This window comes from Janthinobacterium sp. 64 (genome assembly GCF_002813325.1).
Classification (GTDB): Bacteria; Pseudomonadota; Gammaproteobacteria; order Burkholderiales; family Burkholderiaceae_D; genus Janthinobacterium.
In genome coordinates this window covers 3,878,128-3,891,360 of record NZ_PHUG01000001.1, presented here as the reverse complement: position 1 = coordinate 3,891,360, position 13,233 = coordinate 3,878,128, and the positions used below count along the sequence as shown (strand labels likewise).

13 protein-coding genes and 1 tRNA gene are annotated in these 13,233 nt (G+C 62.3%); 7 read left to right on the top strand and 7 right to left on the bottom strand.

Annotated features, from left to right (window positions below; translation table 11 throughout):
• Positions 1–37 precede the first annotated feature (37 nt).
• A complete protein-coding gene (locus CLU91_RS17070; RefSeq protein ID WP_100875114.1) occupies positions 38–619 on the top strand; it encodes a hypoxanthine-guanine phosphoribosyltransferase in 582 nt (193 codons plus the stop codon).
• Between the two features lie 112 nt (positions 620–731).
• Here the strand turns inward: CLU91_RS17070 and CLU91_RS17065 are convergent, their stop codons facing one another.
• The 3 genes from CLU91_RS17065 to CLU91_RS28525 all read right to left on the bottom strand — a co-directional run bounded on the left by CLU91_RS17065 (position 732) and on the right by CLU91_RS28525 (position 2,865).
• Entirely contained in the window at positions 732–1,685 is a 954-nt protein-coding gene (locus CLU91_RS17065) for an NAD(P)H-dependent flavin oxidoreductase (RefSeq protein ID WP_100875113.1), read from the bottom strand.
• A 98-nt stretch (positions 1,686–1,783) separates the two neighbouring features.
• Positions 1,784–2,707 carry an MBL fold metallo-hydrolase gene (locus CLU91_RS17060; protein ID WP_100875112.1) on the bottom strand — a complete coding sequence of 308 codons (924 nt, stop codon included), beginning with the start codon at positions 2,705–2,707 and terminating at the stop codon, positions 1,784–1,786.
• An 8-nt stretch (positions 2,708–2,715) separates the two neighbouring features.
• Positions 2,716–2,865 (bottom strand): DUF1289 domain-containing protein, encoded by a 150-nt coding sequence (locus tag CLU91_RS28525; RefSeq protein WP_230504287.1) that lies wholly within the window; start codon positions 2,863–2,865, stop codon positions 2,716–2,718.
• A gap of 361 nt (positions 2,866–3,226) precedes the next feature.
• Here CLU91_RS28525 and CLU91_RS17050 point away from each other — a divergent pair, with 361 nt between their 5' ends.
• Together CLU91_RS17050 and CLU91_RS17045 are read left to right on the top strand one after the other, a co-directional pair.
• Positions 3,227–3,640 (top strand): CopG family transcriptional regulator, encoded by a 414-nt coding sequence (locus tag CLU91_RS17050; RefSeq protein WP_034783786.1) that lies wholly within the window; start codon positions 3,227–3,229, stop codon positions 3,638–3,640.
• A 54-nt stretch (positions 3,641–3,694) separates the two neighbouring features.
• Entirely contained in the window at positions 3,695–4,954 is a 1,260-nt protein-coding gene (locus CLU91_RS17045; protein ID WP_232730781.1) for an extracellular catalytic domain type 1 short-chain-length polyhydroxyalkanoate depolymerase, read from the top strand.
• On the opposite strand, the gene CLU91_RS17040 is transcribed toward CLU91_RS17045, so the two are convergent.
• From CLU91_RS17040 to CLU91_RS17030, 3 genes are all read right to left on the bottom strand, one after another.
• A complete protein-coding gene (locus CLU91_RS17040; RefSeq protein WP_100875110.1) occupies positions 4,947–6,098 on the bottom strand; it encodes a response regulator in 1,152 nt (383 codons plus the stop codon). The two genes, CLU91_RS17045 and CLU91_RS17040, sit on opposite strands and share 8 nt — an antisense overlap.
• 31 nt (positions 6,099–6,129) lie before the next feature.
• Positions 6,130–9,177 (bottom strand): response regulator, encoded by a 3,048-nt coding sequence (locus tag CLU91_RS17035; RefSeq protein WP_100875109.1) that lies wholly within the window; start codon positions 9,175–9,177, stop codon positions 6,130–6,132.
• 95 nt (positions 9,178–9,272) lie between these two features.
• Entirely contained in the window at positions 9,273–9,470 is a 198-nt protein-coding gene (locus CLU91_RS17030; protein WP_100875108.1) for a cysteine-rich CWC family protein, read from the bottom strand.
• 231 nt (positions 9,471–9,701) lie between these two features.
• On the opposite strand from CLU91_RS17030, the gene argB reads away from it, so the two are divergent.
• Both argB and CLU91_RS17020 read left to right on the top strand, forming a co-directional pair.
• Complete coding sequence (argB, locus tag CLU91_RS17025) at positions 9,702–10,595, top strand: acetylglutamate kinase (RefSeq protein WP_010393729.1); 894 nt, start codon at positions 9,702–9,704, stop codon at positions 10,593–10,595.
• A gap of 39 nt (positions 10,596–10,634) precedes the next feature.
• Positions 10,635–10,709: transfer RNA gene (locus tag CLU91_RS17020), tRNA-Thr, on the top strand.
• A 143-nt stretch (positions 10,710–10,852) separates the two neighbouring features.
• Here the strand turns inward: CLU91_RS17020 and CLU91_RS17015 are convergent.
• The gene (locus tag CLU91_RS17015) at positions 10,853–11,722 is read right to left on the bottom strand and encodes a TraB/GumN family protein (protein ID WP_332870894.1); all 870 of its coding nucleotides are present in this window, start codon (positions 11,720–11,722) and stop codon (positions 10,853–10,855) included.
• Between the two features lie 95 nt (positions 11,723–11,817).
• Here CLU91_RS17015 and CLU91_RS17010 point away from each other — a divergent pair, with 95 nt between their 5' ends.
• Together CLU91_RS17010 and slmA are read left to right on the top strand one after the other, a co-directional pair.
• Positions 11,818–12,552 (top strand): pyrimidine 5'-nucleotidase, encoded by a 735-nt coding sequence (locus CLU91_RS17010; protein WP_100875106.1) that lies wholly within the window; start codon positions 11,818–11,820, stop codon positions 12,550–12,552.
• A 102-nt stretch (positions 12,553–12,654) separates the two neighbouring features.
• The gene (gene slmA / locus CLU91_RS17005) at positions 12,655–13,230 is read left to right on the top strand and encodes a nucleoid occlusion factor SlmA (RefSeq protein WP_100875105.1); all 576 of its coding nucleotides are present in this window, start codon (positions 12,655–12,657) and stop codon (positions 13,228–13,230) included.
• Positions 13,231–13,233 lie beyond the last annotated feature (3 nt).

The following is a 13,233-nucleotide window of genomic DNA, read 5'->3' as shown; positions in this document are numbered from 1 at the left end:
TTCATCATCAGCCCCATTCATCGCCATGCAAGAGTCCATGCAAGAATTTCATCACAACCGTGCCCGTGACCTGATCAAGAACGCGGAACTGCTGTTCGACCAAGATACCGTGCAGGCGTCGATCACGCGCATGGCCGATGTGCTCAATACGCGCTTCAACGCCGACGATTCGAAAGAATTCCCGCTGGTGCTGGGCGTGATGGGCGGCGCCGTCGTCTTTACGGGCAACCTGCTGCCGCAACTGAGCTTTCCGCTCGAATTCGACTACATCCACGTGAGCCGCTACGGCGACGACGACAAGGGTGGCGAAGTGGTATGGAAAGTCATCCCCCGCTCGAACGTGGCGGGCCGCACCGTCATCGTGCTCGACGATATTCTCGACGAAGGCGAAACCCTGGCGCACGTCAAGCAGCGTTTGCTGGACATGGGCGCTTCGGAAGTGATCCTGGCCGTGTTTGCCGACAAGGCCATCGGCAAGAAAAAGCCCGTGCAAGCCGACATCGTCGGCCTGGTGATCCCGAACCGCTTCGTCGTCGGCTTCGGCATGGATGCGTATGGCTACTGGCGCAACCTGCCGGGCCTGTGGGCCATCAAGCCTGAGGATTTGAAGCAGGAGTGATTGTGATGTTGTCGGATTACGGCCTTTGGCCTAATCCGACCTACCAAATCCATGGTCGTAGGTCGGATTAGCGCAGCGTAATCCGACACCACCACCACCATCGCAACAACGATTACAGCTTCAACCGCGCGCGCGCCGCATCGTATTCGGCTTTCAGGCGCGCCACCATCTCTGCCACGCTCGGCACGTCATCCATCAAGCCCACGCCCTGACCCGCGCCCCAGATGTCGCGCCAGGCCTTGGCGCTGCCGGAGCCGAAATTCATCGCGCTCTTGTCCGCTTCGGGCAAGGCTTCCGGATCGAGTCCGGCCGCGACGATCGATTTTTTCAAGTAATTGCCGTGCACGCCAGTAAACAGGTTCGTGTAGACGATGTCCGCCGCGCTTGAATCGACAATGGCGTCGCGGTAGCCGTCGCTGACGTTCGATTCCTTGGTCGCCAGCCAGCGCGAGCCGATGTAGGCAAAGTCGGCGCCCATGGCTTGCGCGGCCAGCACGGCGTCGCCCGTGGCGATGGAGCCCGACAGCGCCAGCGGGCCGTCGAAAAATTTACGCACTTCACCCACCAGCGCGAACGGCGACAGGGTGCCCGCGTGGCCGCCGGCGCCACTGGCGACCAGGATCAAGCCATCGACACCCGCTTCCAGCGCCTTTTTCGCGTGGCGGATCGAGATCACGTCATGCAGCACGATGCCGCCATAGCTGTGGATGGCGTCGAGCATTTCCTTCGGTGGCGCGCGCAGCGAGGAAATGATGATGGGGATCCGGTGTTTCACGCACACTTCCACGTCATGCGCCAGACGGTCGTTCGACTGGTGCACGATCTGGTTGACGGCGATCGGTCCTACTTTTTTATCGGGATTGGCGGCCTGGAAGGCGGCCAGTTCGGCCTGCAGGTCGGTCAGCCACGTGTCGAGCAATTCGGCGGGACGCGCATTTAAGGCCGGGAAGGAACCGACGATGCCGGCCTTGCACTGCGCCGCGACGAGGGCCGGGCCGCTGGCGATGAACATCGGCGAGGCGATAACGGGTAAGGAGAGGTTTTGCAACGCAACAGGCAATGCCATGGCGGACTCGCTGGAAAGTTGATCGGGGTGAGAAACACACTGAGCTTGATTATAGTGCAGAAAAAGTACGATCGTGCTGAATTTATCACCTGACCGGTTCAGCCCTCATTAAGCAAGTACTCACCCTCCACACGTGCCGCTGCAGCCCGCACCAGCTGCGACACGGCCCACTCTGCCAGAGCGGCCGCCTCCTGGCGCAGGAAGCGCCGGTTGGCCTCTTCGAAGATGGGCATGCCGCGCAGCAGGGCCGGTATGGCGGCGAGGGCGATGCGCTGGCGTTCCAGCAGCAGGAATTTCAGCAGCACTTTCACGGCATTCTGCGCATTGCGCACGGGATCGGACGCCAGGTAGTCGAGACGCGAATACGCGCGCTGCAGGGCGCCGGCGGCATCCTGGAACGGCCGCCCGTGGCCGGGGATCACCGCGCGCACGTCGAGGCTGGCGATCAGGTCCAGGGTGGCGCGCGCTTCCAGAAAGCCGGAGCCGCCATCGAGTTCGGGGAAGATCACGCCAAAGCCGTTTTCCCACAGGGCGTCGGCGGAGATCAGGATGCCCTCGTCGGCGCAGTAAAAAATCAGCGAGTGCGGATCGTGGCCCGGTGCGCCCAGCGCTTGCCAGGCCATGTCGGCCAAGGTCAACGTGTCGCCGGGAGATATGGTGGCGTCAAAGCCGAAGCGCGGGCATTGCTGGCCCGTGGCCTGGAAGCTGAGGGCGTCGACGTCCCACGCGCGCACCTTGTCCGCTTCCGAGACGGGAATGGCCGTCTGGCAGCCATACTCGGCTTGCAGCAGCGCGTTGCCGCCGCAATGGTCGGAATGCAGATGGGTGTTGAACAGGCGGTCCAGGGGACGGCCATCGAGACTGCGGCGCAGCAGGGCCAGGGTTTGCGGCGCATGCGTGACATAGCCGCTGTCGATCAGCGCCGTGTCATCCTTCCCTTGGAACAGGATGTTGTTCGACGACAGCCAGCCGCGTTCGAACACCTGCATGGCATCGGGGAACAGCGCTGGCGATCGCGGCATGGGCTTCCTCAGTAGTCGGGCTCGAAATCGAGCAAAGATTCGCGGCCTGGCAATTCCGCCCACACGGCGCGCTTGAAATCGTCGTCGGCCTTGCTCCAGGCGATGATCTCGTCGAGCGTGCGCAAACAGCCTTCGCACAAACCGCTGTTGCGGTTCATCTTGCACAGGCTGACACAGGGCGATGGCACCGGTGACGGCAAGGAAAGCGGAACGGCTGGCGGAGGTGGGGGAGCGACCATCATGGAGCGGCATCGGTGAACGTGAAGGTTTGCATTATGCCGCGAAACGGCGCCGGCGAGGCGATGGCCTCGGCATGCAATGTTTCTATGAATAAATTTTCAAGCGAAAGCATGATCAAAAACGCATCTTCCGGAAATTTATTTTGCAGCCATTCTCACTCTGCGGGTGCCCGTCCTACAACACGATCAGGCCAGATCCTGCTTGACTTGTGATACTACACAACTATACTACCATCCATACAGATGGCAAATGGATGCCACGTGGAGTTTTTGGAGAGATATGGCCAAGCAAGACAGCAAGCCCAAAATTGGGGAATCCGAGAAAATCACGATCAACCTCGGCTTGATCGACCTGGGGCAGATCGATCTGCTGGTTCAGGAGGGATTTTATTCCAACCGCACGGATCTGATCCGTACGGCCATACGCAACCAGCTGGGTATCCACGCCGACGTGGTGAAACAAACCGTCGCCCGTAAAAGCCTGGTATTGGGCATGCAGCATTATTCGCGCGCCGACCTGGAAGCGATCCAGGCAGCCGGCCAGCGCCTGCAGATCCAGGTGCTGGGGCTGGCCAGTATCGCCAGCGACGTCTCCGTGGAACTGGCACTGGCCACCATCGAGTCGATTTTCGTATTAGGTGCCCTGCACGCCAGCACCGTCGTCAAGACGGCGCTCGCAGGGCGAATTCACTAGCGTATTGGTTTGCGGCGATGACCCGGCCGATGCGCGGCACCGTTAAGGATGGTCATGAAACTACCTCTCAACATGCTGGCGCAGATGCGCGCCGCAACCCGTAATCTGATGGGCAGCGGTCCCGCCGCCGCCACCGAAGCGATCCAGCAGGCGCTGTCCGCTGCCGGCCTGGCGCCGCAGGCGGCAGCCACGCAAGCGCCGCCAACGCAGCCGATGCGCGACATTAATCCACCACCTGCGCCGCCACCTGCGCAAGCCCGAGCCGAGCCGCCGCAAGCTGACGCGGTACCGCCCACGCCCGCGCAGGCGGCGCAGGATTTCGCGCAGGATTTCATGGCGCGCCTGGGCGTGCCGGCCGGCCTGGGCCAGCACAGCTTCGACATGCCCAGTTTCGAGCTGCCGAATTTCCACCCGCCCGGTTTCAATACGCCGGCCGCCACACCGGTCGATGTGCCGGCTGGCGCGCAGTTCATCGACGGCGTGTACCGCAACCATGCGGGCACGCGCGCCTACAAACTGTATATCCCCAGCAGCTATCACGGCCAGGCCATGCCGCTGATCGTGATGCTGCACGGCTGCACGCAAAATCCCGATGATTTCGCCGCCGGCACGCAGATGAATGCACTGGCCGAAGAAAAGGAATGTTTTGTCGTCTATCCGGCGCAGACGCAGGGTGCCAACAGTTCGCGCTGCTGGAACTGGTTCAATGCCATCGACCAGCAGCGCGACCAGGGCGAACCGTCGCTGATCGCCGGCATCGCGCGGCAAGTCATCGACGACTACCCGGTCAATGAGCGCGAAGTGTTCGTCGCCGGCCTGTCGGCGGGCGGCGCCATGGCCGTCATCGTCGGCACCTTGTACCCGGATTTGTTTGCCGCCGTCGGCGTGCATTCGGGCCTGCCCTTCGCCTCGGCGCAGGACTTGCCGTCGGCGCTGGCGGCCATGAAGGGCGGCGCCATGCCCAACGCCCAGCGCAAGGCGCCGGCGGGCGGCGTGCCCATCATCGTTTTTCACGGCGACCGCGACACCACCGTCAACCCGCGCAATGGCGATGAGCTGATCGCCCAGGGCGTGCGCAGCCAGGCGGGCGGCAAGGCAGCCAAGGCGGCTTCCATCGACGGCAGCGTACCGAATGGCCACCGTTACACGCGCACCACGCACAGCCAGGCCGATGGCTCGCCGCTGGGCGAACACTGGGTCATCCACGGCGCCGGCCACGCGTGGTCCGGCGGCAGCAATCATGGCAGCTACACGGACGACAAAGGGCCGGACGCCAGCCGGGAAATGCTACGATTCTTCAAGACCGTCAGCTGATGTTTTCGGTGTAGGGCGCGATCTGCCGCTGCTTGTCGGCGATCTCGCACACGCCATCGGCATAGCGGCTGGAGATGGCGATGAACTGGTCCTGGATCTGCAAAAAGGCGTCGACGATCTCGGCGTCAAAGTGCGAACCGCGCCCCTCGACGATGATCTGCACGGCCTGTGCATGGTCCATGCCCTGCTTGTAGATGCGCCGGCTGATCAGGGCGTCATACACGTCGGCCAGCGCCATCAGGCGCGCCGAAATCGGGATGTCTTCGCCAGCCAGCCCTTGCGGGTAGCCGCTGCCATCCCATTTTTCATGGTGGCTGTAGGCGATCTCTTTCGCGTACTTGAGGAAATCGACCTCGATGCCCAGCTCGTGCTCGGCCGCCAGGATGGCGTCGCGCCCCAGGGTGGTGTGCGTCTTCATGATGGCCATTTCGTGCGGCTCGAAACGCCCCGGCTTGAGCAAAATATGGTCGGGGATGCCCACCTTGCCAATATCGTGCAGCGGCGCCGTCTTGAACAGCAGTTCGATATTCTTGTCCGTCAAAAAATCGCGGAAACGCGGCAGGCTGCGCACTTTCTCGGCCAGCGCCTTCAGGTAGTGCGAGGTGCGGCGGATATGGTTGCCCGTCTCGCTGTCGCGCGTCTCGGCCAGCGAAGCCATGGCGTGTATCGTGACGTCCTGCAGCGCCGCCACTTCCTGCACGCGGCGCTCCACTTCCGTTTCCAGGTAATGATTCTGGTCGCGCAAAAAATCCTGCATCTGCTTCATCGCCAGCTGCGTCTTGATACGGGCCAGCACGATGGGCGCCGAAATCGGCTTGGTGATGTAGTCGACGGCACCCAGGGCCAGGCCCAGCTGCTCGTCGGCCACTTCGCTCATGGCGGTCACAAAAATCACGGGGATGCCGGCCGTGGCGGGATCGGCCTTGAGCGCGCGGCACACATCGTAGCCACTCATGCCGGGCATCATGATGTCGAGCAGGATCAGATCGGGCTGGTCGCCGCCGGCGGCGATTTTCAGGGCACGCTCGCCATTGACGGCGATCTTGGTCCGGTAATCGTCTTCCAGCACCGCGCGCAACAGGTCGATATTGTCTGGCGTGTCGTCGACTACCAGGATGGTTGGCTTGCTTGCTGACGCTCTCATGCCCGTCCTTCGCTCTGCATAGTTATCCTTGTCACAGTGTCAGCTCCAGCGCATCGGCCACCTCGCCCAGCTGCGCCAGCGCACCTTCGAAATCGTATTGTCCCAGCATGCGCTTCAGCTGGCGCGCATGTTCCGCCTGCCCGGCCGCGACCAGCACGGGACCGATGCCGTCGAGATGCTTGACGGCCTGCGCATCGTCCTGCTGCAGCAGTTGCGACAGTTCGCGCAAGCCCGCTTCCAGCTGCGCACGGTCCACCGGCGCCCCCTGCCCCACCGCCGCGCCGCCCGCTTCGGGCACATTGCCGCGCGACTGCATTGCCAGCACGATCTTCGGCACCAGTTCGTCGAGCGCCAGGGTGCAGGCCGCCAGCGCCTGCGGCAAGCCGTCGTGCGATCCCAGGCTGAGCAAATGCTCGACCCGCGCCGCGCTGTCGGCCAGGCCGCCGGCACCGATATTGCCGGCCAGGCCCTTCAGGGTATGCGCTTCGCGGATCGCCGTTTCCAGCTGGTTGTTCTCGATGGCGGCAACGATGCGCTGCATGGCGTCGAACTGGGTTTCCACAAAACGATCCAGCAATTTTCGCATCAACGCGGCATTGCCGCCCACGCGCCGCATGGCCTCCGCCATTTTCAGGCCGGCGATCACGGGCAGCTCCGCTTCCGGCTGCGCCACCACCACCGTCATTTCCTGCGGTGCAGCCGGCGCGATCCAGCGCGCCAGGGTACCGAACAGCTGCGCCACGTCGATCGGCTTGGCGATGAAATCGTTCATGCCGGCGTCCAGGCATTTTTCCTTGTCGCCGACCATGGCATTGGCCGTCATGGCGATCACGGGCAAATCCGAGTAACGGGGATCCTGGCGCAGCTTGCGCGTGGCCTGGTAGCCATCCATCACCGGCATCTGGCAATCCATCAGCACGCCGTCATAGGCATTTTCCTCGATCTTCGCCAGCGCGATGGCGCCATTGCTCGCGATGTCGACACGAATGCCGGCGTCGTTGAGAATATGCTGCGCCACTTCCTGGTTCACCTCATTATCCTCCACCAGCAGCAGCCAGGCGCCGCGCAGGGCGCGTTCGTCGTCGCGGTAGCTGCTCTGGCGCTGCGTCTTGCGACTCTGCCCTGTCACGCCGCCAAACACGAACGATATCTGGTCGAGCAGGGTAGAAGCGCTGACCGGCTTGTTCAATACACCGTCGAGCGGCAAGTCGCGCTGACGCGCCGCCTCCAGCAGTGCTTCGCGATGGAAGGCCGTGACCATGATACAGGCCGGCGTCGCGTCGATGCCGGCGGCATCGGCACGAATGCCGGCCAGGGTATCGAGGCCGTTCATGCCCGGCATTTTCCAGTCCATCAGCACCAGCCCGTACGGACGCCCTTCGGTGCGCGCCTGCGCCACGGCGCCGATGGCCAGCACGCCGCCAGACACGGCACGCGCATCGAAACCGAGCGCCGTCAGCATGTTGACGAAAATTTCACGCGCGCTGGGGTTATCATCGACCACCAGCACGCGCAGACCCTGAAACTGCGGCGGCACTGGCAGGCTGTCGCGCGGCACGGCGGCCAGGCCGAAGCGGGCCGTAAAGAAAAAGGTGCTGCCCACGCCCGCTTCGCTGACCAGGTCAATGTCGCCTTCCATCATTTCCACCAGGCGCTTGCTGATGGTCAGCCCCAGGCCGGTGCCGCCATGGTGGCGCGTGGTGGACGTGTCGGCCTGGGTAAATGCCTGGAACAATTTGCTGCGCTGGGGCGGCGTCAGGCCGATGCCCGTGTCGCGCACATCGACACGCAGCACCGCCGCATGTTCTTCCAGCTGCTGCAAGCGGATGGTGACGACGATTTCGCCCTTGTCCGTAAATTTGATGGCATTGTTGGTCAGGTTGATCAGCACCTGGCCCAGGCGCAGCGGATCGCCCTGCAAGGCGTTCGGCACGTCGGGGGCGATGTCGAACAGCAGTTCGAGCCCCTTGTCCTGCGCGCGCATCACGGACAGGTCGGCGATCTGCGCCAGCACGTCCTCGAGGAAAAAATCGACTTTTTCAAAGGCCATCTTGCCCGCCTCGATCTTCGAGAAATCGAGGATGTCGTCGATGATGGCCAGCAGGTTCTTCGACGCCGACTCGACCTTTTCCAGGTAGTTGCGCTGGGTCGAGGTGAGCTCCGTCTGCAGCGCCAGGTGGGTCATGCCGATGATGCCGTTCATCGGCGTGCGGATCTCGTGCGACATATTGGCCAGGAAGTCCGACTTCATCTTGGTCGCATCCTCGGCCACTTCGACGGCATGCCGCAGATCCTGCTCGACGGCCAGGTTGGTACTCATGTTTTTCAGCGCCTGCAGCAATTCGCCCGTCTCATCGCGCGACGTCACTTCGATGACGGAACTGAAATCGCCTTTGGCCACGCGCGTGGCGATCGCCACCGCCTCGCCCAGCGGACGCGTGATCGAGCGCGCCGACCAGGCAAAGGCCAGGCCGATCAACAGGGCTGCCAGCCCGATGCCGCCCATCAGGATCAGCGACGTATCGATATCGTTGCGTATCCTGGCCGCGCTGTCGCGGATCTGCTGCTGCTGCAAGTCGTCGAGCTGGCCCACGTACAGCAGCACCTTTTCCAGCACGGGCAAGGTTACCGTCCGCACGGCCTGCTCGGCGCCAGTACCGTCGCCGCGTTCGACCAGCGCGAACATGGCCTTGAGCGAGACATAATAATCGGCGCGCGCGCGGTGCATCTGCTCCAGCAGGCGCCTCTCGGCGGGCCGCGCATCGAGCCCGTCGAGCACCGCTACCTGTTCGTCGATGGCCAGCTTGATCGCTTCCAGGCGTTCCTGATTCGCCTGGCGCAGCGCCAGCTTGTGCTGGCTGGGCAGGATGGCAATGCGCGTGGCCGCTTCGCGCGCCAGGCTATGAATCTTGCTGGTCGCCTTGGCGGCGACCCAGTCGCGCTGCAGGATATCGTCGGTCTCGGCGCGGATCGCATAGATGCGGCTACCGGCCAGGACGATGACGACCAGCATCAGCACGATCAAAATGGCATAACCGGCATTGATGCGCACGCCGATGCGGATATCCCTGAAGCGCATAACTTTCCTATAAGAAATTCTTAAAAATCGCAGTCTGAACGTATTCCCCCACAAAACGCAAGGTCTTTTGCAAAGGAAAAAGTACGCCGATGCGTTTATCTGGCCGGCGTTGCCGCCGGGGGCGTCAGGGCCGCGATGCGCTGTTGCAGGCAGGCGCGGCACCAGCAGCCCACGGCGGCGCTACCGGGCACGGGAACGGCCGGCGGCAGGGCCACGCACCAGCATGGTCCGCTGGCCTGCGGGTCAGTCTGGCCACACTCGAAGGTGGCGCCACACAGAGTGCACTGGCTCATGGCTGTGTTTGAATTGGCAAGTGTGTGTCATGCTGCAGCGGGATGCGACGCAGATGTAACTGGCAGTAAAAGGGCTGGCTGGGGGACATATCGGACCAGACTATAGGATCATCAGGGAAAATACAACAAGATCGCCCTATAATGCCTCCAGGATTTTCTTCTTCCCTGTAAAATCGCACAAATCTATTTTCCGGACTCGCCATGAATCAACTAGCTAACTTGAACCTGGACATGAATGACGACTTGACGGCGGTGTCGCCACAAATCAAGGCGCAGATTCTGGCCGAGGCCCTTCCCTACATCCGCAATTTCCATGGCAAGACCATCGTCATCAAATACGGTGGCAATGCCATGACGGACGAACGCCTGAAGCACGGCTTCGCGCGCGACGTCATCCTGCTCAAGCTGGTCGGCATGAACCCGGTGGTGGTGCACGGCGGCGGACCGCAGATCGACAACGCGCTGAAAAAAATCGGCAAGCAAGGCACCTTCGTGCAAGGCATGCGCATCACCGATGAAGAAACCATGGAAGTGGTGGAGTGGGTGCTGGGCGGCGAAGTGCAGCAGGATATCGTCATGCTGATCAACCATTACGGCGGCCAGGCTGTCGGCCTGACGGGCAAGGATGGCGGCTTGATCCGCGCGCGCAAGATGCAGATGCCGGACCGCGAACATCCGGGCGAATTCCTCGACATCGGCTTTGTCGGCGAGATCGACGCGATCAACCCGGCCGTCGTCAAGGCGCTGCAGGACGATGCCTTCATTCCCATCATTTCGCCGATCGGTTTCGGCCAGGATGGCCAGGCTTACAACATCAACGCCGACGTGGTAGCCGGCAAGATCGCGGAAATCCTGAAAGCGGAAAAGCTGATCATGATGACCAACATCGCCGGCGTCCAGGACAAGCAGGGCAATCTGGTGACCGACCTGTCCGCGCGTGAAATCGACGAGATGTTCGCCGATGGCACGATCTCGGGCGGCATGCTGCCGAAGATCTCGTCCGCGCTCGACGCCGCCAAGTCCGGCGTGAACACGGTGCACATCATCGATGGCCGCATCGAACACTCATTATTGCTCGAAGTGTTGACCGAGCAGGCTTTTGGTACTATGATCCGTTCGCACTAAAAATAATTCGGCGCAATTCACCCAGCGCCGATTTTTTATGCCCTTGTAGCTCAGTGGTAGAGCACTCCCTTGGTAAGGGAGAGGCCACGTGTTCGATCCACGTCAAGGGCACCAACTATATCTCCCCGCAGCTGAAAAAATGTCCATGGCGGCGTTGTCCTTCCTCGCCGTACATTCGTACTGTCTTCGTCAGTCCGCCTTGCCCTGAACACTTTTCCATCTGCTCTGCTATCTGTAGCCCGCATTTACTCCGCCTTTCAATACACCCGCTCTACCTTCAAACCTTTCTTGCGCAGCAGCTCCGGTACGCTCTTTGATCCGACCAGATGCAGCACGCCGATGGCGGCCAGGCTGGATTTTTCGCGCGCAAGCAAGTTGGCGATGCCGTCGGCCAGGGCCGGGTTGCGGCCATCCAGCAACACCTTTTGCACGAACTGCGCGGCAAACGAGGGGTCTGTTGCCGCTTTGGCGGCCAGCTTGTCGAAGGCGGCCGCGTCGGCCGTGCGCCAGGCGTTGGCGATCTCGCGCGCTTCCTGGCTTTGTTCCTGCTCTTCGATCGACGCCACGCCGTCTTCCAGGAAGCGGCATTGATCCTGCGGCGACATGGCGCCGAACAGCGCCATCTGGCCTTCGATCGATTCGAGTTCCACAACGGGGATCTTGCGCGCCCTGGCCTGCTGCGACAGATAATTGTCGACCGCCAGGTCGGAGCGGTAGCCGAGTGTGGAAAACTCGCCGATGGCCAGCATGCTGGCCAGCATCCACGGCTTCATCGGCGCCACCGCTTCGGGCGCAATACCGTATTTTTGCAACAACGGCGCCAGACGCGGCGCCAGGGTCTGGCGGCAGTCGGCCGGCACCTTGCTGCCCGGCGCCTCCAAGCCGTATTTCAGCACGGCGCCCAGGGCGGCGCGCGGATCGGCGCCCGGATCGATCTCCAGCGCCAGCGCCCCGGCGCCATCCAATGCCCGCGTCACGGTCGGTTCGAGCGGATAAAAATCGGGCGCGCCGACGTGGATGGTACCGAACAGATACAGGGTGTGGCCCGCGTCCTGCACCCTGAACAGGGCGCCCCGGTTTTGCGCCACGGGCGCCGCTTCCGCCAAGGCTGCCGGCAACGGCAGCAAGAATAATCCGCAAAACATCACTATAATCTGGCTTCGCATGGTTTTCCTGATTGTTGAATTTTTCATCTTGCTTATCATCTTGCCTAAAGACGCCTGTGCCTGTGTCCCATCTTAACCGCTCGTCGCCGGTCTGGCTGTTTGACCTCGACAACACGCTGCACAATGCCTCGCACGCCATCTTCCCCACCATCACGGCCAATATGAACACGTATATTGCCCGCGTACTGGGCGATGGCGTCACGCCGGCCGACGACGCCATCGTCAATGCGGCGCGCGCGGCCTACTGGCGCCGCTATGGCGCCACCTTGCTGGGCATGGTCAAGCACCATCAGGTGCAGGCCGCGCATTTTTTGCACGAGACGCACGCGTTCGACGATTTGCGCGCCATGATACGCGCCGAGCGGGGGCTGGGGGCTTTACTCAAACGCCTGCCTGGCCGTAAAATTTTACTCACCAACGCGCCGCTGCGCTATTCCAGCGACGTGATGCGCCACCTGGGCTTGCGCCGGCATTTTTCACACCACGTCGCCATCGAGGCGATGCACGTGCACCGCCAGCTGCGGCCCAAGCCATCGACCCTGATGCTGCGCAAACTGATGCGCAAGCACCAGATCCGGCCCGGCCGCTGCATCCTGGTGGAAGACACCCTGGCCAACCTGAAGGGCGCAAAAAGACTGGGCTTGCGCACGGCCTGGGTCACGCAATACCTGAAAATGGCCGATCCGATCGGCGTGGCGAAGCTGCCCAGAGCGTTAAATCGCCCCGCTTACGTCGATGTCAAAGTAAAATCTGTCCGGCATTTGGCACGCCGCCTTCACCGTCTGCGCTGAAGGGGACTCCTGGGCTTGCGGCTGACGCCGCAAGCCGCACCGCTAGCGGCGGTGACGGAACGCCCCATCAAGACAGCATTTTTTTTAACGACAAGAGAAAATATGGCAAGCACACCGCCGGGCCAACGCAGGCTACAAATTCTTCAGGCCCTCGCCGCAATGCTGGAGCAGCCGAAAGGCGAAAAGATCACCACTGCCGCACTGGCGGCCAGACTGACCGTGTCGGAAGCGGCCCTGTACCGCCATTTCGCCAGCAAGGCGCAAATGTTCGAAGGGCTGATCGAATTCATCGAGTCGAGCGTCTTCGGCCTGATCAACCAGATCGCGGAAAAGCACAGCGACGGCATGACGCAGACGCGCGACATCGTCGGCATGCTGCTCAATTTCGCCATCAGCAATCCGGGCATGACGCGCGTATTGATCGGCGATGCGCTGGTCAATGAGGACGAGCGCCTGCAGGTACGCATGAACCAGTTCTACGACCGCGTGGAACTGGCGCTCAAGCAGGCCTTGCGCGTGGCCGCCGCCGAAGGCCATGGCAAGGAAAGCGAAGTGGCCGCGCGCGCCACCCTGATCGTCGGCTTCGTCATCGGACGCTGGCACCGCTACGCCAAGAGCGGCTTCAAGATCAATCCATCCCAGGACGCGGCGCTGCAAATCGCCATGCTGCTGGGGTAAGTC